The 23,625-nt window shown below is 39.9% G+C and carries 23 protein-coding genes; 14 read left to right on the forward strand and 9 right to left on the reverse strand.

The window, feature by feature from the left end; translation table 11 throughout:
• Positions 1-138 precede the first annotated feature (138 nt).
• From BLS32_RS06515 to BLS32_RS06560, 10 genes are all read left to right on the forward strand, one after another.
• Positions 139-594: a DUF4442 domain-containing protein gene (locus BLS32_RS06515; protein ID WP_091393088.1), complete on the forward strand. Its 456-nt coding sequence runs from the start codon at positions 139-141 to the stop codon at positions 592-594.
• 122 nt (positions 595-716) lie between these two features.
• On the forward strand, positions 717-1,622 hold the full coding sequence (locus BLS32_RS06520) for a TIGR01777 family oxidoreductase (protein WP_091393089.1): 906 nt from the start codon (positions 717-719) through the stop codon (positions 1,620-1,622).
• Between the two features lie 380 nt (positions 1,623-2,002).
• Positions 2,003-2,581 carry a nucleotide exchange factor GrpE gene (locus BLS32_RS06525; protein ID WP_091393092.1) on the forward strand — a complete coding sequence of 193 codons (579 nt, stop codon included), beginning with the start codon at positions 2,003-2,005 and terminating at the stop codon, positions 2,579-2,581.
• A 39-nt stretch (positions 2,582-2,620) separates the two neighbouring features.
• On the forward strand, positions 2,621-3,745 hold the full coding sequence (gene dnaJ, locus BLS32_RS06530) for a molecular chaperone DnaJ (RefSeq protein WP_091393096.1): 1,125 nt from the start codon (positions 2,621-2,623) through the stop codon (positions 3,743-3,745).
• 160 nt (positions 3,746-3,905) lie between these two features.
• Positions 3,906-4,829: an ABC transporter ATP-binding protein gene (locus BLS32_RS06535; RefSeq protein ID WP_091393099.1), complete on the forward strand. Its 924-nt coding sequence runs from the start codon at positions 3,906-3,908 to the stop codon at positions 4,827-4,829.
• A gap of 10 nt (positions 4,830-4,839) precedes the next feature.
• Positions 4,840-6,144, forward strand: coding sequence for an ABC transporter permease (locus BLS32_RS06540; protein ID WP_091393102.1), 1,305 nt, complete (start codon positions 4,840-4,842; stop codon positions 6,142-6,144).
• Between the two features lie 324 nt (positions 6,145-6,468).
• Positions 6,469-7,632, forward strand: a complete 1,164-nt coding sequence (locus BLS32_RS06545; protein ID WP_091393105.1) for a sigma-54-dependent transcriptional regulator — start codon at positions 6,469-6,471, stop codon at positions 7,630-7,632.
• 154 nt (positions 7,633-7,786) lie between these two features.
• Positions 7,787-8,440, forward strand: coding sequence for a DEAD/DEAH box helicase (locus BLS32_RS06550; RefSeq protein WP_091393108.1), 654 nt, complete (start codon positions 7,787-7,789; stop codon positions 8,438-8,440).
• Between the two features lie 14 nt (positions 8,441-8,454).
• The gene (locus BLS32_RS06555; protein WP_091393110.1) at positions 8,455-8,673 is read left to right on the forward strand and encodes a putative signal transducing protein; all 219 of its coding nucleotides are present in this window, start codon (positions 8,455-8,457) and stop codon (positions 8,671-8,673) included.
• A gap of 11 nt (positions 8,674-8,684) precedes the next feature.
• The gene (locus BLS32_RS06560) at positions 8,685-9,203 is read left to right on the forward strand and encodes a GNAT family N-acetyltransferase (protein WP_091393113.1); all 519 of its coding nucleotides are present in this window, start codon (positions 8,685-8,687) and stop codon (positions 9,201-9,203) included.
• A gap of 56 nt (positions 9,204-9,259) precedes the next feature.
• Here BLS32_RS06560 and BLS32_RS06565 read toward each other — a convergent pair whose 3' ends face one another.
• Entirely contained in the window at positions 9,260-10,498 is a 1,239-nt protein-coding gene (locus BLS32_RS06565; RefSeq protein ID WP_091393117.1) for a porin family protein, read from the reverse strand.
• A 43-nt stretch (positions 10,499-10,541) separates the two neighbouring features.
• The gene (locus tag BLS32_RS06570) at positions 10,542-11,765 is read right to left on the reverse strand and encodes a hypothetical protein (RefSeq protein ID WP_091393120.1); all 1,224 of its coding nucleotides are present in this window, start codon (positions 11,763-11,765) and stop codon (positions 10,542-10,544) included.
• 115 nt (positions 11,766-11,880) lie between these two features.
• Between BLS32_RS06570 and BLS32_RS06575 the strand changes: the two genes are divergently transcribed.
• A complete protein-coding gene (locus tag BLS32_RS06575; RefSeq protein WP_091393123.1) occupies positions 11,881-13,515 on the forward strand; it encodes an ABC-F family ATP-binding cassette domain-containing protein in 1,635 nt (544 codons plus the stop codon).
• A gap of 77 nt (positions 13,516-13,592) precedes the next feature.
• On the opposite strand, the gene BLS32_RS06580 is transcribed toward BLS32_RS06575, so the two are convergent.
• The 4 genes from BLS32_RS06580 to BLS32_RS06595 form a co-directional block, all read right to left on the reverse strand.
• On the reverse strand, positions 13,593-15,587 hold the full coding sequence (locus BLS32_RS06580; protein ID WP_091393126.1) for a YfbK domain-containing protein: 1,995 nt from the start codon (positions 15,585-15,587) through the stop codon (positions 13,593-13,595).
• Positions 15,588-15,616: 29 nt separating this feature from the next.
• Positions 15,617-16,543, reverse strand: a complete 927-nt coding sequence (locus BLS32_RS06585; RefSeq protein ID WP_091393129.1) for a hypothetical protein — start codon at positions 16,541-16,543, stop codon at positions 15,617-15,619.
• Positions 16,544-16,545: 2 nt separating this feature from the next.
• Entirely contained in the window at positions 16,546-17,046 is a 501-nt protein-coding gene (locus BLS32_RS06590) for an RNA polymerase sigma factor (protein WP_091393131.1), read from the reverse strand.
• 143 nt (positions 17,047-17,189) lie between these two features.
• Positions 17,190-18,023: a DUF6929 family protein gene (locus BLS32_RS06595; RefSeq protein ID WP_091394632.1), complete on the reverse strand. Its 834-nt coding sequence runs from the start codon at positions 18,021-18,023 to the stop codon at positions 17,190-17,192.
• 148 nt (positions 18,024-18,171) lie between these two features.
• Here BLS32_RS06595 and BLS32_RS06600 point away from each other — a divergent pair, with 148 nt between their 5' ends.
• Complete coding sequence (locus BLS32_RS06600; RefSeq protein WP_091393134.1) at positions 18,172-19,062, forward strand: PPK2 family polyphosphate kinase; 891 nt, start codon at positions 18,172-18,174, stop codon at positions 19,060-19,062.
• Between the two features lie 53 nt (positions 19,063-19,115).
• On the opposite strand, the gene BLS32_RS06605 is transcribed toward BLS32_RS06600, so the two are convergent.
• Positions 19,116-19,691 carry a hypothetical protein gene (locus BLS32_RS06605; RefSeq protein ID WP_170227544.1) on the reverse strand — a complete coding sequence of 192 codons (576 nt, stop codon included), beginning with the start codon at positions 19,689-19,691 and terminating at the stop codon, positions 19,116-19,118.
• A gap of 370 nt (positions 19,692-20,061) precedes the next feature.
• Here BLS32_RS06605 and BLS32_RS06610 point away from each other — a divergent pair, with 370 nt between their 5' ends.
• A complete protein-coding gene (locus BLS32_RS06610) occupies positions 20,062-21,465 on the forward strand; it encodes an MATE family efflux transporter (RefSeq protein WP_091393137.1) in 1,404 nt (467 codons plus the stop codon).
• A gap of 1 nt (position 21,466) precedes the next feature.
• Entirely contained in the window at positions 21,467-21,694 is a 228-nt protein-coding gene (locus tag BLS32_RS06615) for a hypothetical protein (RefSeq protein ID WP_091393140.1), read from the forward strand.
• A gap of 59 nt (positions 21,695-21,753) precedes the next feature.
• Here the strand turns inward: BLS32_RS06615 and meaB are convergent, their stop codons facing one another.
• Both meaB and BLS32_RS06625 read right to left on the reverse strand, forming a co-directional pair.
• Positions 21,754-22,848 carry a methylmalonyl Co-A mutase-associated GTPase MeaB gene (gene meaB / locus BLS32_RS06620; protein ID WP_170227545.1) on the reverse strand — a complete coding sequence of 365 codons (1,095 nt, stop codon included), beginning with the start codon at positions 22,846-22,848 and terminating at the stop codon, positions 21,754-21,756.
• 101 nt (positions 22,849-22,949) lie between these two features.
• Entirely contained in the window at positions 22,950-23,591 is a 642-nt protein-coding gene (locus tag BLS32_RS06625) for an NAD(P)-dependent oxidoreductase (RefSeq protein WP_091393145.1), read from the reverse strand.
• Positions 23,592-23,625 lie beyond the last annotated feature (34 nt).

Genomic DNA, 23,625 nt, shown 5'->3' on the forward strand with positions numbered 1-23,625 from the left:
GTAATTTCTTATGCAAATATATGGCTAAAAAACAGTATCTTGTTTTGCATAGTACTAATTATTAACAAAATATTAACATATATCAAAACTTGCTAACACGGTTTTAATTGCCTATATTTCACAAAAATCCCAGTGAATATGAAGTTTTCGGCAGCCAACATCAACAAGTTTTTATTCTTCAAATTGCCATCGGCTTTTTTGTGTGGCGTTCGTGCCAAATATATAGATGAGGTAAAATGCGAAGTAACTGTCACGCACCGCTGGATCAACCAAAACCCATTCAATTCCATGTATTTTGCAGTGCAGGCTATGGCAGCCGAATTATCTACCGGCGCATTGGTCATGGGTAAAATCCGCGAAAGCGATAAAAAAATCTCGATGCTCGTTGCCAACAACAAATGCAACTTTACCAAAAAAGCAACCGGGAAAATAACCTTTACCTGCAATGACGGAAAAGCCATTTCGAATGCCATCAAAAAAACCATCGAAACCAGCGAAGGCCAAACCTGCTGGATGAAATCGATCGGAAAAAATGCATCAGGCGAACAAGTTTCCGAAATGCATTTCGAATGGACGGTCAAACTCAAATCCTGAGATTTCTCACGCTTTTCAATCGTTAAATCGAACCTAATTAACATTTACTTTTCAAGTTATGGCTGTAAATTTGAGAGAAGGCGGTTTCTCAAAAAAATGACCTTTTACCAAAACACAACTACATGAAAGTATTAATTACAGGCGCAACGGGAATGATCGGCAGCGAATTGGCGACCCTGTTTTTACAAAACGGCATCAGCGTCCATTACCTGACGACTTCCAAAAAAGAAATTACAAGTGAGAATAATTTTCACGGTTTTTACTGGAATCCCGAACAAGGAATTGTAGATGAAAATTGCATGCTTGGCGTAGATAGTATCATTCACCTTGCAGGCGCTACGATCTCAAAACGCTGGACCGAAAGCTACAAACAGGAAATCATAGAAAGCCGTATCGTTTCTGCAAACCTGCTGTATAAATTATTGAAAAACAATCCGCATCAGGTCAAGCAATTCGTTTCGGCTTCAGCCATCGGAATTTATCCTGACAGCCTCACAAAAACCTACACCGAAGACGAAAAATCAGTCGATGCGTCATTCCTCGGAAACGTCGTTGTCAAATGGGAAGAATCGGTCGATAAATTTAGGTTATTAGACATTAAAGTGTGTAAAATCCGCACAGGACTCGTGCTCTCAAAAAAAGGCGGCATGCTGCAGGAACTGCTAAAACCCATAAAAATGGGTATCGGATCGCCATTCGGAACAGGAAAACAATGGCAGTCCTGGATTCACATTCACGACCTCGTTCACCTGTATTTCTTCGTGGTACAAAACCAGTGGCAAGGCATTTACAACGCCGTCGCACCAAATCCGGTTACAAACCGCGAAGTCACAGAAGCAGTGGCAAAAAAACTCCACAAGCCGTTTTTTATGCCAAACATCCCAAAATTCCTAATGAAAATCATCCTCGGCGAAATGCACATTCTGCTTTTCACCAGCCAGAAAGTCAGCGCCCAGAAAGCCGTCGACAACGGCTTTGAATTCAAATACAAAATGCTAGAAACTGCTCTTGCAGATTTGCTGCAATAAAAAAAGCGCTGTCGTTCAAACAGCGCTTTTTTCAAAATATAAGGTAATGTGAATTAATAATTTATGCCAACCTTAGAGATTTCATTTTATTCCAACTCCAAAATTTCTCCAGAGTTTAGAAAAACAAACATAGACAAAACGAAAACGAAATAGTCATAAAATTCTATTAAAATTTTCAGGAGCAAGTGAATTTGTTCCAGTTCATGTGCTGTCCCGTTTTCCGCTATATCTTTTTTCTCGTGCCTCAAAAAAGGATGCTGCTGCAACCGGGTCTAAACCGGAACGTTCTTTTTCAAAACGACCATTCGAAAAAATAAAAATGACAATTTGACATTTTTTGAGAAATGGCAATACTTTTGCAAACCACGGCAAAAGCAAAAATGAAATTCAACAATATATTTAAAAATAGTACAAAAATGACTACCGAGAATACTGAAAACGAAAAGGAACTCGACCCGAATATTATCGAGGAAAACGCTAACGGTGAACAGCTTATCGTAGAAGAGCTAAGCCCTGAAGAACAATTGCAACAGGATTTGGATAAAGAGAAAGATAAACACATCCGCCTTTTTGCCGAATTTGAAAATTATAAAAAACGTACTGCGAAAGAACGCATCGATTTGTTCAAGACTGCCAACCAGGAAGTTTTACAGTCATTGATTCCGGTTTTGGACGATTTTGACAGGGCGTTGGCAGAAATTAAAAAATCGGAAGACGAAGCACTTATAAAAGGGGTCGAACTGATCCACGAAAAACTAAAAAGCACCTTGGTTTCAAAAGGACTTGAAGAAGTTGAGGTTCGCGCAGGCGATGCTTTTAACGCCGATTATGCCGAAGCCATTACCCAAATCCCGGCGCCATCGGATAAATTAAAAGGCAAAATTGTTGACGTGATCGAAAAAGGCTACAAACTTGGCGACAAAATCATCCGTTTTCCAAAAGTCGTGATCGGACAATAATCTGCAAATTTGCAAACCAAACGCATTTGAAAAGAGACCATGAAAAAAGATTTTTACGAAATACTCGGAATCGCAAAAGGCGCTGACGCGGCTGCCATTAAAAAGGCATACCGCAAAAAAGCAATTGAGTTTCATCCCGATAAAAACCCAGGTAACAAAGAAGCCGAAGAAAATTTTAAAACGGCAGCCGAAGCTTACGAAGTGTTAAGCGACCCGGATAAAAAAGCCAAATACGATCAATACGGGCACCAGGCTTTTGAGCAGGGCGGTTATGGCGGCGGCGGACATCACATGAACATGGATGATATTTTCAGCCAGTTTGGTGATATTTTCGGAAGTGCATTCGGCGGTGGCGGCGGATTTTCAGGTTTCGGTAGTGGGCAGCAGCAAAGACGTGCCAAAGGAAGCAACCTGCGAATCAAAGTCAAACTAACGCTTGAAGACATTGTCAACGGTGTTGAGAAAAAAGTAAAAGTAAAACGCAAAGTCCAGGCAAAAGGGGTGAGCTACAAAACCTGTTCAACCTGTAACGGGCAAGGGCAGGTGATGCGCGTGACCAATACGATTTTGGGCAGAATGCAATCGGCTTCAACATGTCCAACTTGCGGTGGAACAGGGCAAACGATCGACAAAAAACCATCCGAAGCCGATGCACACGGTTTGATCGTTGAAGAAGAAACCGTATCCATTAAAATTCCTGCCGGAGTTTCAGATGGCATGCAATTGAAAGTTTCAAACAAAGGAAATGATGCGCCTGGAAACAACAGCATTCCCGGAGATCTAATCGTTGCAATCGAAGAATCAGAGCACGAGTTCTTAAAACGCGAAGGCGAAAACCTGCATTACGACTTGTACATCAGTTTCCCTGAAGCGATTTTGGGAATCTCTAAAGACATTGAAGCGGTCAACGGAAAAGTACGCATCAAGCTTGAAGAAGGAATTCAGTCAGGTAAGATATTGAGGCTCAAAGGAAAAGGAATTCCGAGCATCAATGGTTATGGCAGCGGCGATTTGCTTGTCCACGTCAATGTCTGGACACCCAAAACTTTGAATAAAGAGCAGAAAAACTTTTTTGAGAAATCCCTGAAAGAAGAAAATTTCATTCCGAATCCGGAAAAATCAGATAAATCTTTTTTCGAAAAAGTTAAAGATATGTTTTCATAAACTAAAAAATTATTTTATATTTGGATGTTACTAGGTAACTAGTAATTTCTTTTTCATAGCAATTTTTCCCATCCTTGTGCAAATAAGGGTGGGTTTTTTTTGTAACATTCCCAGGCAAACGCGTACTAATTTTGCTACATTTACACAAACAAATTACCGAATGGAAAACATACTTACGGCGAACAAAATTGTCAAGCAATATGGCGATTACACAGCGCTTAACGAAGTTTCTCTGACAGTTCCCAAAGGCAGCATTTACGGGCTTCTCGGCCCAAACGGCGCCGGAAAAACGTCCCTGATCAGAATCATCAACCAAATCACAATGCCCGACAGCGGCGAAATCATATTCGACGGACAAAAACTCCATCCAAACCATGTGCAGCACATTGGTTATCTGCCCGAAGAACGCGGTTTATACAAATCGATGAAAGTGGGCGAGCAATGTTTGTACCTCGCACAAATGAAAGGCATGTCAAAAGCCGATGCGACCAAGCAACTCGAATACTGGTTCGACCGACTCGAGATCAAAGGTTGGTGGAACAAAAAAATAGAGGAACTTTCAAAAGGAATGGCGCAAAAAGTCCAATTCGTAGTCTGTGTTTTACACAAACCGAAATTGCTGATTTTCGATGAACCATTTTCAGGTTTCGATCCGGTAAATGCCAATTTGATCAAAGACGAAATCCTCGAACTCAAGAAACAAGGTTCCACAATAATATTCTCGACACACCGCATGGAAAGCGTCGAAGAATTGTGTGACGACATCGCACTAATCCATAAATCCAATAAACTGATTGAAGGAAAACTCGACGACGTAAAGCGCGAATACCGTTCCAATACTTTTGAAGTCGGCATCCTCAGCGACAATATTGAAGGTTTAATGTATGATTTAACGCAAAAATTCCAATTGTCGCAAACGCATTTCAAATCGCTGAATGACGAACTCAAACTCAACGTCGTACTCGGAAATGCAAAGCCAAACGAATTGCTTTCCATCCTTACGCAACGCGGCCAAGTGACGCATTTCGTAGAAAAGATCCCAAGCGTCAACGACATTTTCATCCAGACTGTCAGCAGCAACTAAATCCAAAAATATGAGCATTTTATCATTAATCATAAAAAGGGAATTCATCGCCAAAGTGCGCAACAAATCCTTTATTGTCATGACATTTTTAAGTCCGCTGTTGTTTGTTGCAATTGCCGTATTCGTTGGCTATTTGAGTTCGATGAAAGCTGATGTAAAGCAAATCGCCATCCACGATGAAACCGGATTATTTGCCAATGAATTCAAAAATTCTGATGAATACCATTATCAGAATGTTTCGGCCATCGACGTAAAAATTCTTAAAGACAGCATTACAAACCATTACTACGAAGGTTTGTTGTACATTCCGAAAGTCGACGATACTAAAGAACTTTCTTCAAAAATCCAGTTCATTTCAAATGACAGCCCAAGCCTTTCGTTCGTCAGCCAACTTGAAAATATAGTGGCCAAAAAACTCACCAAAGCCAATTTTGAAAAAGCAAAACTCGACACCGTAGCGATCAAAAATGCCGAAGCAAAAGTCAATATTTCACTCGCCAAATCATCGGGCGAAGAAAGCTTAAAAGGTCTTAACGAAATCAAAATCGCAATCGGCGGCGCATTCGGTTACCTAATCATGATGTTCATCATCATTTACGGCAACATGGTTATGCGCAGTGTCATCGAAGAAAAAACAAACCGCATCATCGAAATCATCATTTCGTCAGTAAAACCATTCCAGTTGATGATGGGAAAAATCATCGGAACGTCTCTCGCCGGGATTTTGCAATTCATCATCTGGGCGATCATCGGGCTTTCCATTATGTTTGTCGCCTCGTCGGTTTTTGGTGTGCACACAGGCCCAACAGCTGGCGTTTCACCCGAAATGATGAAGGCTGCACAAAGCGAAATGGGTGGAACATTTGCGCTTTATCTCAAAGAATTGTGGAGTTTACCCATCACAACATTGGTGCTTTCGTTCATCGTTTATTTCATCGGCGGCTACTTTTTATACAGTTCGTTTTACGCTGCGATCGGCGCCGCAGTTGACAATGAAACCGATTCGCAGCAATTTCTTTTGCCAATCATTATGCCTTTGATTCTCGGCGTTTATATCGGATTTTTCACCGTGATGAACGATCCGCACGGAACGATCGCAACCGTATTTTCAATGATTCCGCTAACGTCGCCAATCGTGATGCTGATGCGGATTCCGTTCGGCGTCCCAATCTGGCAACTGCTGCTATCTATGGCCATTTTGTTCGGAACGTTCTTTTTCGTCGTCTGGTTTGCCGCCAAAATTTACCGCGTCGGAATCCTGATGTACGGCAAAAAACCAACGTATAAAGAATTGTTCAAGTGGTTGAAATATTAGTAACTGAGTTTCAAAGTAGCGAAGTTTCAAAGTCAAAATGCTTTAACTTTTCGCAAGCGATTATTAATGATACATTATAAATTATTAATTGAATCAGGAGCTTTTTCCCGCTTTCCGCTGCAATCTTTTATTCCGCTGCGCTACACAAAAGGATTTCCACTGCAATCGGGGCTAGGGCATCTCGCAAGCAATTATTAATCGTTCATTATTAATTATTAATTGATTCAACAATTTTCATAATCATACGATAAAGTACGCCGATTTTTAACAACTTCTGGGTAACTTAGCAACTTTGTAACTCAGTCACTCAGCAACTCCTTCAAAATGCCAAAAATACTCATCATAGAAGACGAAGCTTCGATCCGCCGCGTACTCACCAAAATATTATCCGAAGAAAGCGATACCTACACGGTTGAAGATGCCGAAGACGGAATTTCGGGCTACGAAAAAATAAAAAACACCGATTACGACCTGGTGCTCTGCGACATCAAAATGCCAAAAATGGACGGTGTCGAATTGCTCGAAGCGGTCAAAAAAATCAAGCCCGAAATCCCGATCGTCATGATTTCCGGGCACGGCGATATGGAAACTGCGATCCAAACAATGCGTCTCGGTGCGTTTGATTACATCTCAAAACCACCGGATTTAAACCGTTTGCTCAATACAGTTAGAAATGCGCTCGACAAAAAGCAACTCGTCGTTGAAAATAAGATCCTGAAGAAAAAAGTCGGGAAGCATTATGAAATGATCGGCGAAAGCGACGCAATCAACCACATCAAGGAAATCATCGAAAAAGTAGCGCCAACCGATGCGCGCGTACTCATCACCGGCCCAAACGGAACCGGAAAAGAGCTGGTTGCCCATTGGCTGCACGAAAAAAGCGAACGCGCGGCAGCGCCGTTAATCGAGGTCAACTGTGCCGCAATTCCGTCTGAACTGATTGAAAGCGAATTGTTCGGGCATGTTCGTGGCGCATTTACGTCTGCAGTAAAAGACCGCGCCGGAAAATTTGAAGCGGCACACAAAGGCACTATTTTTCTTGATGAAATCGGTGACATGAGTTTGTCGGCGCAAGCCAAAGTATTGCGTGCTTTACAGGAAAATAAAATCTCGCGTGTGGGCGACGAAAAAGAAATTAAAGTCGATGTACGCGTGGTTGCTGCAACGAATAAAGACCTGAAAGTTGAAATTGCCGAAGGCCGTTTTCGTGAAGATTTGTATCACAGGCTCGCAGTCATTCTTGTAAAAGTACCGTCTTTGAACGACCGGCGTGATGATATTCCGCTTTTAATCGAACACTTTTCTGTCAAAATCGCAGAAGAGCAAGGCAACGCACCTAAATCATTTTCCCCTGAAGCCATTAAATTGTTGCAGGAATACGACTGGACGGGAAACATCCGCGAATTGCGAAATGTAATTGAAAGGCTGATCATTCTTGGTGGCGGAGAAATTTCGGAAAATGACGTGAAATTGTTTGCGAGTAAGTAAATGTCAAATGTCGACCGTCAAATGTCGAACGTTTTAGTACGTGAAAATTATGCTTTTAAAGAATATAAATGAAAATAATTAGTCAAAATTGAAGATGAACCTAAACACAATAGTGAAACGTTTGACTTTCGACATTTGACTTTAGACCTAAAAAATGAATCTAAAAAAAATAAATCCAAACCTTCAGCAAGCGTTATCAGAAAACGGTTTGACTGAAGCCAACGAAATCCAATCGGCAACTTTTTCAACGATAAAAAGTGGCGCAGATGCGGTAATTATCGCGCCTGAAGGTTCGGGAAAAACTTCGACAATTGCAATCAATGTCATCCAGAAACTCGAAAAATCGCAAGGCGAAAGCACGCGCGCTTTGATATTTGCCCAGGACAAAGAAAAAGTGCTGGAGCTTGTCGAACTTTTCAAAACCTACGGAAATTATACTGATTTACGCGTCATTGGAACACACGATAAAGGCGATATCGATTATGATAAAAATATCATTTCCCTTGGATTGGATGTTTTAATTGGGACACCAACAAAAATTAATGCGCTGTTTTCATCGGCAGGTTTTAATATGAATACAGTTAAATTATTTGTTGTCGATGATGCCGAAATCTTATTCAAAAACAGGATGGATTCGGTCATTCACAGGCTTGCGGCCAGCATAGCAAAAACACAATATTTATTTGCAGCGAACAACATTACTGAACGGGTAGAATCCATGGCCGACAAAATTATGCTTGAACCGGTGTTTTTTGAAATAGATGATGAAGAATCAGATGAAGAAATAGAAGAAGAAACGGAAGATTAATAAAAATAAAAGTTATGGGATTGATGAAAGTATTTTCGGGCAGCGAAATTTTAGCATTGGCTTTAAAAGAACGCCTCGAGGCAGTAGGAATTGACACTTTATTAAAAAACAACATCCAATCGGCAAGGCTTGGCGGATTTGGAGGAACAGATTTGGCGGTGGAATTGTTCATCGAAGAAGTTTTATATGGCAAAGCCAGTCCGGTAATTGAAGAATTCAGGATGAGCATTTAAGATTTTATTGGATGAAAACAGCATTTGAGACGAAGCGATTGTTGCTTCGGGAATTGCTTCCATCAGATACGGAAGGTCTATTTCGGCTCGATTCAAATCCGGAAGTGCACAAGTATTTGGGAAAGAAACCGGTAACTAATATTTCGCAAATTCATGATGTTCTGGCGAATATTCACCAGCAATATCTGGACAATGGTATCGGGCGCTGGGCAGTCATTTTGAAAGAAACGAATGAATTTATTGGCTGGAGCGGACTTAAAATTGAAAAAAATGCCAACGGCCACGAAAGATATTATGATCTTGGGTACCGGTTCATACCCGAGTTCTGGGGAAAAGGCTATGCCTTTGAATCGGCTACAGCCTTCGTTGACTTTGGATTCAATGAAATGAACTTAAGTGTGATCAATGCAATCGCTGATATAAACAATCAAGGTTCGAGGAATGTATTGGAGAAATGTGGATTCAAGCCGATGAATGAATTTATTTTTGAGGGTGATCCGCATATTTGGTACGAAGTTAAAAAAAAATGATTGATAGTCATAATAAAAAAGCACCAGTCTCCTGATGCTTTATTTTTAAATAGCGGTTAAAATATTTTATATCCAATATTGAGTCCGATGTTAGAATATTTGGCAGACCAGACCGTTTCTTCTCCCAGGAGTTCTTTATTTGTATAAAATCGCAGTTCGGCACTGTACCTTTTATAATCGTAACCAATTCCGCCAAAAAGGTTATTTCTAGGAGAGAACTTTAAGGAATGTGTCGCATTTATGGCACGGTTGGTATTTGAAAATTCAAGGCTTTTGCTTGTTGGAATGTCTAAAATAAAAGCAGCATTAAAATAAATTTTTGAATTGTTTTTCTGGAAAAAATAATACCTGATCCCCAAAGGAATTTCAACTGAAGCATAATCAATGTTTACAGTATTGTAAATAGTTGCACCGCCATTTATATTTCCGTCATTTTTTTCATAACTTTTCTGGGCACTGAATTTCTGATAGGTCGGCGCTGTAAAAATGCTTAAAGTGTTTTTATAAAATGGAAGGATGTATTCAGCATCAAGGCCAAATTTAAAGATGGTTTTGCTCACATCTGTCCCAACATTGTAAAAGATATTCGAGTCGGTTATGGTCATCTTTGCAGCATATACGCCACCGGTCACGCGTAATGAATATTTTGCGCGTTCTGTTTCATTGCTCAAGTTTCTCACAGGTGTTTCGGTACAGCTGTTGAATTTTAAAAAGTGTTTGACCAAATCATTTTTCGTGTATTCAATGCTCTTAAAACTGTTTTCCGGAGTTTTTTCGCATTTCACATTGTTATTGAGCTGTTGTCTGAATAGATTGTTTTCCTGTATATAAGTGCCATTCATGTATTTAATCCTGACCAGTTGCTCAATCGGTCTTGATTTGGTTTCGTAGAAAAATTTTGAAAAATTGTCTTTATCATATGCATACAAATTGGCCTCACCGTTAACCAATTCTTTCAAGAAATGTGTTTCCGTTACCCAAACCGGATTTTTAGATTCGGTTAAGCTATTTACATCATTGGCAGAATATTCTATGTTGACGGTGTAGCGTTTATATCTGCTGATATTGTCAATGGAAAATTCAGAAACCGTAGCGATAGTTTCTGTTTTTGCATCCTTATCCTGCAAGTCCATCTTGTAATTAAAAGAAGCTGGATTACTGCGCCAGTCCACATTTTTGATGTAACAGTTTGTGGTTTTTCCATTGTTGTTGATGAAATAACCCTTTTCAAAAACAATTTGTGCATTCGTTAAAAAGGACACGAATAATAAGGCAGTTAGAATTTTAATTTTCATTGTTTTTTTTTTGATCGGATAATAGAATTGATCTTTTGTTTAATTATAGGAAATTATAACCCAATACGATTCCGGCTCTTTGATATTTTGCAGAGAATGAGGTGTTTGATGATTCGACAATCGATTTTTTTGAGATATACCTGAACTCAAGGCTGTATTTTTTATAAGAATATCCTACACCAATCAAAATCCCTGCTGATGTTTGGCTTTTTAGTGGAAGAAACTTTCCGTCACGATGAATCGTAACATCAGCCGATAAATCATACGAAATTCCCAAATTGGTAAAAACTTTTGAATTTTTATTCGTAAAAAAACCATAACGAATTCCGGAAGCAATTTCGAAAGATTTGTATGAAAGCCCGATTTGGTGCATCTGTTCGGGAAAGAATGTTCGCGATTGCGTATACGTTTCGTCGCCTTTGAAAGTGTGATAAGCAGGATTCAGGAAAAGACCAAACGACTTTTTCTTATTCAAGTAAAATTCGATTTCGGCACCAATGCTCAAAGTTGCTTTGCCAAATGAAACCTGGCTTCCTGAATAAAAATTTTCAGCAGGAATGCCGATTGAAGCAGTAGATTGAAAAAAACCCGGAGCAATGCGTAACGCGATTATCTCTTTTATATTTGCCTTTACAGCCTCTTTTTTTACAGGCTTCTGTTCTTTTTTATCATTGTACTTTAAAAAATATTTCGTCAAATCACTTTCCCGATACTTCATATTTTTCAGGTCTTTTTGCGAAGTATAACTGTTGCTTACATTTTGGAGTAATTGTTGCCTGAAATAATTATTGGTAGCCATATCACCACTTGCTACGATATACCGCAGGTAAATTAATTGCTCCAATGGCACTTTTTCTGTTTCATAAAAAAAACGCGTAATGCCTCCATCCCGATACATATATAAATTCACTTTACCGGGAACAAGCAGTTTTAGGAAAAGTTCTTCTTCATGAAAATCAGGCTTGTTTGATTTTCCAAGCTTTCGAATTTCATCCGTACTGCGGTCAATCATCACTTTAAAACGTTTGAAAGTTACGATATTATCGATTCCAAATTCAGATACAGCAGAAATCCCCTGTTCTTTTAATTCACTTTCTTCCTGTGCTTTATATTCGAAAGTTTTAGGGTTTGAATTCCAATTGACATCTTTAATGTAACAATTGGTTCTTGTGCCCGCATTAGAAATAAAATAACCTTTTTCAAATTTAAATTGCGCGGATACAATTGTTGAAATGGCGAATAGAAAAATGGTAAAGTGTAATTTCATATTTAAGATAATTTTAACAAGGCGAAAGTATATAAAATAGTTTTAACAATTGATTGTTTGCATAAAATAAAATTCTTCAGATTCACCTATCTTTGCGACTTCAAAAAAATAAACCATGATCACAGTCAACGACATATCCGTACAATTTGGCGGAACCACACTTTTTAGCGACGTTTCGTTTGCCATCAATGAAAATGACAAAATTGCCCTGATGGGAAAGAACGGCGCCGGAAAATCAACGCTTTTAAAAATTATTGCAGGCGAAAGCAAACCGTCAACCGGAAATATTTCTGCACCTAAAGAAGCTGTGATTGCTTATCTACCACAGCATTTGCTTACACAGGATGGTTCGACTGTTTTTGAAGAAGCATCAAAAGCTTTTGGCAGCATCTTTAAAATGAAAGCCGAGATTGACGAATTGAACGAACAGCTCACGATCAGAACCGATTACGAAAGCGACGATTACATGAAACTGATCGAGCGCGTATCCGATTTAAGCGAGAAATTTTACGCGATCGAAGAAGTTAATTATGAAGCCGAAGTGGAAAAGATCTTAACCGGACTCGGGTTTGAACGTGAGGATTTTACCCGTCAAACTTCTGAATTTTCAGGCGGATGGCGCATGCGCATTGAACTTGCTAAAATACTGCTGAAAAAACCAGATTTAATTTTACTCGATGAGCCAACGAACCACATGGATATCGAAAGTATTCAATGGCTTGAGGATTTTCTGATCAATTCTGCCAAAGCAGTTGTAGTCATTTCGCATGACCGCGCGTTTGTCGACAACATCACAAACCGCACAATCGAAGTGACCATGGGAAGGATTTACGACTATAAAGCGAAATATTCACATTACCTCGAATTGCGTAAAGACCGAAGAATCCACCAGCAAAAGGCTTACGACGAACAACAAAGAATGATTGCCGATAATCAGACTTTTATCGATCGTTTTAAAGGAACTTTTTCTAAAACTGATGCCGTGCAATCCAGAGTAAAAATGCTCGAAAAACTCGTGCTTGTTCAGGTAGATGAAGTCGATACATCAGCATTAAAATTGAAATTTCCGCCGTCAGTACGTGCGGGTCAATATCCGGTTATCGTAAAAGAGCTCGATAAATCGTATGGCGATCACGTTGTATTTAAAGAAGCGAATCTTGTAATTGAACGCGGACAGAAAGTCGCATTCGTTGGAAAAAACGGGGAAGGAAAATCGACGATGATCAAAGCGATCATGAAAGAAATTTCGCCTGAAGGCGGAACGGTTGAAATTGGGCACAATGCGCAAATCGGCTATTTTGCACAAAACCAGGCTTCCCTTTTGGATGAAAATGCCACGATTTTTGAAACGATCGATGATATTGCCGTGGGCGACATCCGTTCAAAAATTAAAGATCTGCTTGGCGCTTTTATGTTTCATGGTGACGATGTGACCAAGAAAGTAAAAGTGCTTTCAGGTGGGGAAAAAACGCGTCTGGCGATGATCAAATTGCTATTGGAACCAGTAAATTTGCTGATTTTAGATGAGCCTTCAAACCACCTTGACATGAAAACCAAAGACATTATTAAAGATGCTTTGAAAGATTTCGACGGTACTTTAATTCTCGTTTCGCATGACCGTGATTTCCTTGACGGATTGGCTGAAAAAGTTTTCGAATTCGGAAACAAACGCGTCAAAGAACATTTCGAAGATATCAAAGGTTTCCTGGCTCATAAGAAAATGGAAAACCTTCGCGAGATCGAAAAATAAATCCAAAATTTATAGTCATTCAAAAGGGCAACAGTAACCAACTGTTGCCCTTTTTTCAACCCAACAAATCAACTTAACTAAATCTTCATTTCGCTTTCTACAAGCCTGATGAATTCTGCTTTGTAGCCGTCCAGATCGTTTGAAAAACCTTGCCTGGCTAGTTTTTCGATGTCACCTGAATTTTTGTTTCCGATGAATTTCGAATCACGCAATTTCAATCCGAACCAGGCTACTGCTGCGCTGAATTTAAAATCTTCCGTCGCATTTTGAAGCAACGACGGTGTGTTTTTGATGACATGTACCATTTCAATGCTTTTATCGCCATCGGGTTTTTTATACCTGAATTTTACTGTGGCGAGCTCATCATTATAATTGTTATTTAACGTTGCTTCGGTCTTTGTATATTTCAAATTCGGAATATTTCCGGTAAAATCACTTTCAACGCCAACAGGCACGATTTCATATAAAGCGGTAACCGTATGGCCGCTTCCGAGTTCACCAGCATCGATTTTGTCATCTGTAAAATCTTCAGGGCGCAATTTTCGGTTTTCGTAACCAATCAACCGGTATGCCTGAACTTGTTTCGGATTAAATTCGATTTGGATCTTCACATCTTTCGCAATGGCAAACATCGAACCTTTAAATTCTTTTCCAAGAAAGCGGTTTGCTTCCTGAATGTTGTCGATGTACGCATAATTTCCGTTTCCCTTATCGGATAAAATTTCCATTTTGCTGTCTTTGTAATTTCCCATTCCATAACCGAGGCAGGTCAGGAAAACGCCTGATTTTCTTTTTTCTGTAATTAAAGTTTCCATGTCTTTATTTGAAGAACTGCCAACATTAAAATCGCCGTCAGTCGCAAGAATGACGCGGTTGTTTCCGCCTTTGATAAAATTTTCCTGAGCTGTTTTGTATGCCAATTCGATACCGGCGCCGCCAGCCGTACTTCCGCCAGCCTGAAGGTTTTCGAGTGCATCAACGATCGTTTTTTTCTCCGATCCCGATGTTGGAGGCAAAACCAAGCCGGCTGCTCCTGCATAAACTACAATAGCGACTTTGTCCTCTTTGCGAAGTTCCTGAACCAATATTTTAAGCGATTGTTTCAGTAAAGGCAGTTTGTTGGCGTCGCTCATCGAACCCGAAACGTCGATCAGGAAAACCAGATTTGAAGCCGGAAGATTGTCAGTCGGAATGTTTTTTCCCTGCAATCCGATTCTCAGTAATTTGTGTTTCGGATTCCATGGCGATTCGCTGTATTCGGTATTGATCGAAAACGGATTGCTGTTCAAAGGCTGCGGATACGTATATTTGAAAAAGTTGATCATTTCTTCCACGCGAACCGCATCTGCCGGAACAGTTTGCCCGTTGTTGATGAAACGGCGAACGTTGGTATAAGAAGCGTTGTCAACATCAATCGAAAATGTCGAAAGTGGAGCGTTTTTAGGCGTTTCAAACGGATTTTCGACGAACGAATCATAATCTTCATTGGCAACCGGAACCGGAACCGGAACCATCGTGTCGTAATGACGGTTTTTAATTTCAGATTCAGACTTTTGGACACTCGTGTAGCCGCGTAAAATGATATTTTGGTTTGCTTTGGCATTCGAAACCTGAACTCCGGCAACCTTCCCTGATAATTGCCCTTTATAAGCTTTGTCAGCACTGATTTTTTGGGTTGCATATCCCAAAGATTTTTTCTCTCTTCTCACGCCGGTTGCGGTAACGACAACTTCCTGAAGCGATTGATTATCGTCTTCTAAAGTCACATTGATGATGACACTCGTTTTAGCAATTTTCACTTCTTTGCTTTTCATTCCGAGAAAGCTAAAAACCAAGACCTGATTTTCTTTAACCTTGATCGTGTATTTTCCGTTGAAGTCGGCTTGCACACCGATATTTGTCCCTTTAATGGAAACAAACGCCCCCGGAACAGGAGTTTTTTGCGTGTCACTAACCGTTCCGGTAATGGTTTTTTCTGTTTCTGTAGTTTGCAATGTGCTTGTTTTTACATCGAATGAACCGAAAAGTAAAAGCATGGCGATGCCTGATGAAAAGATTTTCAAATTTTTCATGATGTTGAATTTAAGATGTTAGTATTGGATTATTTGCCTTTGTCGGCGGCCTGGTTCACAGGTTTCTGGTTTTTGGTGGAAATGATGACAACGCCTTTGCTGCCTTTTTTTCCGTAAGCTTCGATTGCCTTTTCGCCCTGCAGGATTGAAACGCTCTCGATTTCCTGTTTGTTCAACGGTGCATAAGGACTTGTTGGGTTTGGTCCGAAAAGTTCTTCTTCTAAATAATAATGACCGTTGATAATGTATAATGGTTCTTTTAAAACAACAATATCGTCGATATCGTCGTTTTTTAATTTTTCCTTGTCGGCGAGTCCGTTTTTGCTGACATTTCCATCGATGACCACCAGCGGATCATTTTTTTTGTCTGCCTGTGGCATTGGGGTTTTAGAAATTTCTTCTTTACGGGAAACACTTAATGCAGCATTTTTCCTGCGTTTGATAAAATCAGATTCATTGTTTCCAACTTCGTATGCGACTTTGCTTTCCGGAAATTGTTCCGATTTTGCTTTCGGAATTGCCATTGCATTAGGTTTTGCGGTTTTTAAAGCATTTCCAACAGCAACTTCAGTTCTTGTATTGATTTGTTCTTTTAAAATTTCTGATGCTTCTGGTTTTATAACCGGATTGGCTTTATCCTGGGTTGCGATTTCTTGTTTTTGAACAGATTCTATTGTCGGATTTCCTTTGTTGATCGTATCATTCACCGTGATTTCATTTGCCCGAGCAACTATGTTTTCTTTCGGTTTGAACAATTGGTAACCAACAGTAAATAGCAATAAAAATGAAGCGGCAACGGCAATTTTTTTCCAAAGATGGTTTTCTTTCTGAAGTACTTTATGGTCAAGTTTGTCTTCAACGCGCGACCAGACTTTATCAAATGCCGCAAAGTCCTTCTCTTCCTGCTTTTGCGCAGCATCTTTAATCTGGTTGAATAATTTATCGTGATTGTCCATGACTATCGTGCTTTTTGGTAATACATTTTGTTGACTAAATCTTTGAGCTTTGTTTTGGAAACGTTGAGCTGCGATTTGGATGTGCCTTCTGAAATTTGTAGCATTTCGGCGATTTCTTTATGTGTGTAACCTTCTATGACAAAGAGATTGAAAATCGTGCTACAGCCTTCGGGAATTAAATTCAGCAAATTGAGCAAATCTTCTTCTTCAAGATCGGTGATTTCTGCGGTAATTGGCTGTGAAGCCAATTCGATATCATCCAGATACATATTGAAATTTACTTTTTGCCTAATCATCATCAAACATTGGTTGACTGTGATTTTTCGTGCCCAGCCTTCAAAAGCGTCGGCTTCTTTGAGTTTGTCGATTTTTGTGAAAATGGTGTAAAACGAATCGGCAAGGACATCTTCGATTTCTTCTTCTTTTTTGAGGTAGCGTTTGCACGTATGATAAAGTTTCGGCGACATAAACTCATAAAGCTGCCGCTGTGCGTCCCGTTGCATTTTCCTACAAGCTGATATGAGATTTTCGTTGATCACAAGTTTCCGTTTATACTAAGAGTAAAAAAGAGGGCAAAAGGTTGGGACGCTATTTGATTTTTTTTGAAATATTTTTTAAAACCCAGTAAATGCTGATGCTCGCAAGATTATTTTTTTAGCGTTAATTTGTAAAAATCAGATTGCTGCATATCGGTATCGTTGTCTTCGCAGAGTAAAAATGTGATTTCTGTATCGGTTTTTGAGTACAGTGCCAAACCTTCAAATTTGTGTTTGTCTGAAATTTGTTGTGTGAATTGGATTTTCATGGTTTCAATATTAATGCTTCCAATGACACTTCCAAGCACTTCGCCATCTTCATAAGTGGATTTGGAATCTTCGGCTGCAGCGAGAAAATACAAATGGTTGTCGATCAATAATGCATCAGTGAATGAGGTTCGGACGCCTTTAATTTGGGGCAATTTGAAATCATTTGATAAAATCGTAAAACCGTTTTCGAGCGTTTTTCCATCAACGGTAAATAAGATATTTTTTCCTTTTGAACCGTTTCCGCGTTGCAGGAAATACCAGGTTTCGCCTGATAATGCCACGCCTTCGATATTGAAATCTTCAGGTTTGATGTTTCCAAAGCTTTGCATAGATAAATACAAATCGGTTAAATCAGTTGTTTTGACAGCAGTTTTGGATATTTTGTCAAACTGTACCATTTTGTTCCGGTTTTCGGTAGAGCCGGATCCGAAAATGTAGAAATTATCATTGTCTGAAGCCATGGCTTCAAAATCAGGCTTTTGTTTTTTGGGAATGTTTGCTGCTGCGTTTGGAATCAGGGAATAACTTCTCAAGTCTTTGGTTCCGATTTGGTAATCGTATAAAAATCCGCTGTTGTCGCCAATTACGGAAACCGAATCGTCTTTATAGAATAAGCCGGAAGCCGATCCGATCCCGATAATCTGGAATAATAACTCAAGTGTGAATTTTTGCATGAGGTTCGTTTTAGCCCGGATGGAAGCGGCATCCTTTTTTGTTTGAGACGAAATCTGATTTCGGATAGAAATTTCCAAACAAAAAAGATACAGCGCACAGCCGGAAATAGCTCCTAAAATTACTTATATTTACTTATAAAACACAATTATGAAGACAATTCACACAGCCGATTTTGAAGTTCGCGATCCAGTTTCCCTTATTGATATGCAAACGTTGCTCAATTTGCACATGGATGAAGATGACATCAAAGACAAACTCAAAAAAACACGTAGAAAAATCAGCGATATTCAGGATGTGATGTACGCGCAAAATAAATACAGCGTCCTGATTTGCCTTCAGGGCATGGATACTTCGGGAAAAGACAGCCTGATAAGGGAAGTTTTTAAGGAATTTAATCCACGTGGCGTTGTGGTCAGCAGTTTTAAAACCCCGAACACGAATGAATTGGAGCACGATTATTTGTGGCGGCATTATATAGCGTTGCCCGAGCGTGGGAAATTTGGTGTTTTTAACCGCACATATTATGAAAATGTACTGGTAACGCGCGTTCACAAGCAGTATATTATGAATGAAAATCTGCCGGAAATTACATCAGTAGATGATATAACAGAAGAATTCTGGGAAAAACGGATGGAACAGATCGTTAATTTTGAAAAGCATATTGTTGATAATGGCACGATCGTTCTAAAATTTTTCCTCCATTTGGGAAAAGAGGAGCAAAGGCAGCGGCTGTTGCGCCGGCTTGAAGAAGCAAAGCACAACTGGAAATTTTCGCCTGGCGATTTGAAAGAACGGGAATATTGGGAAGATTATCAAAAGTATTACGAAGAAGCCATTAATGCCACTTCAAGGGAAACGGCTCCGTGGTTTGTGATTCCTGCCGACGATAAAGAGACCGCACGATTAATCGTAGCGAAAATCATTCTTGATCGCCTTGAACAATATGTTGACATACAGGAACCGCCGCTTGATATTGAAATTAAAACGCACATTTCAGAATACAAAGACGCTTTGGAAAAAGAAGAAAAGCCCGAATAAATCCGGGCTTTTCAAGGGTTTTGAGTTAGTTGTGTGTTGTTGTTTTATTGTAGTTAAAGTTTAAAGCCGTAGGCGATGCGCAGGGCAACTTGCCCGGTTTCAAATTCGGTATAGTGTTCGTATCGTGCGCTGATGTCGATCCATTTGTTGGCATAACCAATTCCGGGAGACAAAATCACTGTGGTGTTTTCAGCGTATGGATTTTGTTTGCTTACAACAAATCCGGCACCGGCTTCACCCAATGCATAAAAGCTGTCGCCCCAGAAAAATGCTTTAAAACCTGCTTTTACCGGAATCATCCCAATGTCTTTCGCGTTGTAATATTCCTGTAAATTGTCATCTACAAAAAAGTGATCATAACCTGTTGTTAAAGTGATCGATGTTCTTTTCGACAAGTCATATTGCAGCCTGACATCGGCACCTAAAGCCAGTCCGTCAAAATAATCATCGTCTAAAACATAACCTGCGTTCAATCCAAATCCAAGGCGAAATCCCTGGTCGTAATTCTGCGTATCTCCAATTACTGAAGTTGTCGTGGTTGTAGTCGTTTCCTGTGCGTTCACATGAGTTCCTGCCAAAAGCAAAATTCCAAATGCAAACAGCCCTTTAATTTTTGCTGTAGTGTTCATAAGTGTCAATTTTTATTAGTGATTTTTGAGGGTTATCCATCGGCTGAATGCTTCAGTATAACGGTGTAAATGTATTGTTGGATATTTTTGAAAAGGTTACATAATTTGCAGGCAATGTTTCATAATTTAATTTCTAGTTGAATTTTTGTCAATAAAAAAGCTTAAAATATGATTATAATTTATTGTTTTATAAGACATTAGGCGGTTGGTTATCTGAACCTTCTGATTTTATCGATTTGCCAGTTTTCAGTAGATTGCATCCGGATTTTTAACATATTTTAAGAAAAAGCGTTTAATTTTTGACGGAATTGACTTTTTTCAGGACAAGTAACCAAAACCGAAATGCTATCTTTGCCCTAAAATAAACGCCGTGAATTTTTCGACTTACACTAAAGAGTTTTCATACAATTTAAAACTGGCTTATCCGGTAATCCTGGGAATGCTTGGTCATACTTTAATCGGAATTGTAGATAAATTAATGGTTGGAAAATTGGGTTCAGCCGAACTCGCAGCAGTTTCCTTGGGCAACAGTTTTATTTTTATTGCGGTTTCGATCGGGATCGGATTTTCTACTGCGATTACACCAATTGTCGCTGAAGCCGATGCAGAGAAAGACGTTTTAAAAGTGCGCTCTGCGTTTCACCACGGCTTGTTTCTGTGTACGATTTTAGGCTTGTCGCTCTTCACAATGGTGTATTTCTCAAAACCGTTGATGTATGCGATGGGACAATCAGATGAAGTCATTCAATTGGCTTTGCCTTATCTGGATTGGGTCGCGTTTTCATTGATCCCGGTTGTGGTTTACCAGGGTTACAAGCAATTTGCCGACGGGCTTTCGATGACAAAATATTCGATGTATGCGATCGTCCTGTCGAACATCATCCACGTTCCGATCAATTATGTGCTGATTTATGGCATCTGGATTTTTCCGAAAATGGGAATCGTCGGTGCTGCCATGGGAACCGTAATTTCCAGGATGGCAATGGTGATTTTCATGCACATTATCTTATCTAAAAATGAACAATTGAAAACCTATTTTAAAGGTTTTAGCTTCGATGAAATCAAAAAATCAATGCTGAAGAAAATCATCAATCTCGGATTGCCGTCATCAATGCAGATGCTTTTTGAAGTCGCCTTGTTCACATCAGCGGTCTGGCTCTGCGGAAGCATCGGAAAAACCAGCCAGGCGGCAAACGAAATTGCACTGAGTCTGGCCACATTAACGTTCATGTTTGCGATGGGTTTGAGCGTTACGGCAATGATTCGCGTCAGCAATCAAAAAGGTTTAAATGATTACAAAAACCTGATCGTCGTGGCGCGTTCGATCTTTTTATTAGCGATCATTTTAGAAGTGGTTTTCGCTTTAATGTTTATCGTTTTCCACCGATGGCTGCCGCATTTTTTCCTAAATATGGACAACGAAATGCAATTGCTCGACAATGCCGAAGTCATCATCATCGCTGCAAAATTGCTTTTGGTAGCAGCCGTTTTCCAGATTTCTGACGGAATTCAGGTTGTGGTTTTAGGCGCTTTACGCGGATTGCAGGATGTTAAAATTCCAATGTACATCACGTTTGTCGCTTATTGGATCATCGGCTTTCCGGTGTCTTTTTACCTCGGGAAATATACCCAGCTCAAAGCAGTCGGCGTCTGGATCGGGCTTTTAGCCGGATTGACCGCGGCTGCAATATTTTTGTATCTTCGCTTCAACAAACTCACACAGAAAATGGTTGCGGAAAACCGCGATTTAACAACAGCAGAAAAAGAATTATAATATGGAATTACCAAAATTTTTACTAGGCGACAATACCGATTTTCCTGAAGATATTTTCATCATCCACATGGATTATCCAAGATTTATCATCAACCTTAAAGACGATGAAGTCGAATTTATGGAAGAAGCCGAAGATTTAGACGAAGCCGAACTCAACGAAGTCATGGAAGGTTTGATTGCTGAAGCGAATGATTTTTACGATCGGGAAGTGCAACGTTACGAGGAATAAATGAAGTCATCCACCATTAAGAAATTAAGGTACATTAAGCCTTAATGACTCTTAATTCCTTAATGGTTAAATTTAAAATAGTTTTCCAGCAAAATCTGAGCGGCGGCAAACGGTGAAATTTCATTGTTTTGCACCGCTTTTTTATTTTGTTCCAATAAAGCGATGGTATTTTTATCATTGTAAAAATGATTTTTCAAACGCTCATCAATCGTTTCAAGCATCCAGTATTGATTTTGCTCGCGTCGTTTTTCCCCGAAATAATGATTGGATTTTGTGAGTTCCAGAAACTCCGAAATCATTTCCCAGACTTCATCGATTCCGTCTTTTGTAATGGCGCTGCACGTGCTGACCTTTGGCGTCCAGCCCGATTTTTTTGCTGGAAATAAATGCAACGCGCGATTAAATTCGGTTTTCGCCAAACGTGCTTTTTTAATGTTGTCACCATCGGCTTTGTTGATGACGATCGCATCGGCCATTTCCATGATGCCGCGTTTGATGCCTTGCAATTCGTCGCCTGCGCCTGAAATCTTCAAAAGCAAAAAGAAATCGACCATGCTGTGAACGGCAGTTTCACTTTGGCCTACGCCAACGGTTTCAATCACAATCGTATCAAATCCGAAAGCTTCACAAAGTGTAATGGTTTCGCGGGTTTTTCGCGCCACGCCACCCAAAGTTTCGCCTGATGGCGAAGGTCGGATGAATGCATTTTGATCTTTCACCAATTCTTCCATTCTGGTTTTATCGCCCAAAATGCTTCCATGCGAAATGGTACTGCTTGGATCAACTGCCAAAACAGCGACTTTCTTCCCAATTCCGGTTAGATGTTTTCCAAAAGCTTCGATAAACGTACTTTTTCCAACGCCTGGAACGCCTGTAATCCCGATGCGTATCGATTGATTTGCATGCGGCAGACAGCCGTTAATCACTTCATTGGCTTTTGCCAGATGTTCGGGATTCGTGCTTTCAACCAATGTAATTGCGCGGCTGAGTGCCGTAATATTACCCGATAAAATCCCCGAAATCAAATCGGCCGCAGCCACATTTTTATTCCGCAGCGCAACAATATGACCGGCAGCAATTTTGCTGACAATCTCCGGTTGCTCAACGCCCGATTTTTCGCTCAATGCGGAAGATTTTGGTTTTTCCTGATCCACGATTTGAATTTCTCAGGTAAAAGTAAGCAAAACAAAAACAGTTTCAAAAAGCAAATCGCCTTCTGAAACTGTTCCGTAAATCTGAAAAGATATAATCTGAATTAATACGCTGCCGTAAAACGCTGTTGGTGGTGTTTCGGGTTTTCAGCTTCATCAGCGATCACGACAGCTAAATCCTCTACAGATAAAATGCTTCTGTTGTCTGCATCAAAAACCGGGTTTTCGAGGCCCAAACGGTATTTTCCGGTTCTTCCCGTAGTAATTCCCTGGTGCATTTCGAATGCCGGGCTAAAAAATACCCAATCCAAATCTTTTTCTTCGCGGATGATGTTCAGATAATCTCGTGCGGCCGATGCTCCGGGATAATATTCTTTCGGAAAATCCGGAGTGTCCACCGCTTGAACGCCTGGCGCCACAAATAAGCTTCCGCCACCGCCAATCGTAATGTAGCGTTTGACACCTGATTTTTTCACTGCTTCCTGAATGTCTCTAGAACCTGCAATAAAATCTTCATAAATATTTGGATTTTCCCAACCCGGATTGTAAGCGCTGATCACAACATCGTGATTTTCTAAAACTCTTGAAAGCTCTTCTGATTTTGTAACATCGGCTTTAACCCAGTTTACTTTGTCATTTTCTCCCGTATTTCTGGCGATTGCCGTTACGTCATTTCCGCGGTTTGCCAGTTCATTCAATAATGCCGAACCAACAAATCCAGTGGCTCCGATAAGTGCGATTTTCATAATATATTTATTTAATGTGATAAAAAATGTTACA

Source organism: Flavobacterium noncentrifugens, assembly GCF_900100375.1.
GTDB classification, from domain to species: domain Bacteria; phylum Bacteroidota; class Bacteroidia; order Flavobacteriales; family Flavobacteriaceae; genus Flavobacterium; species Flavobacterium noncentrifugens.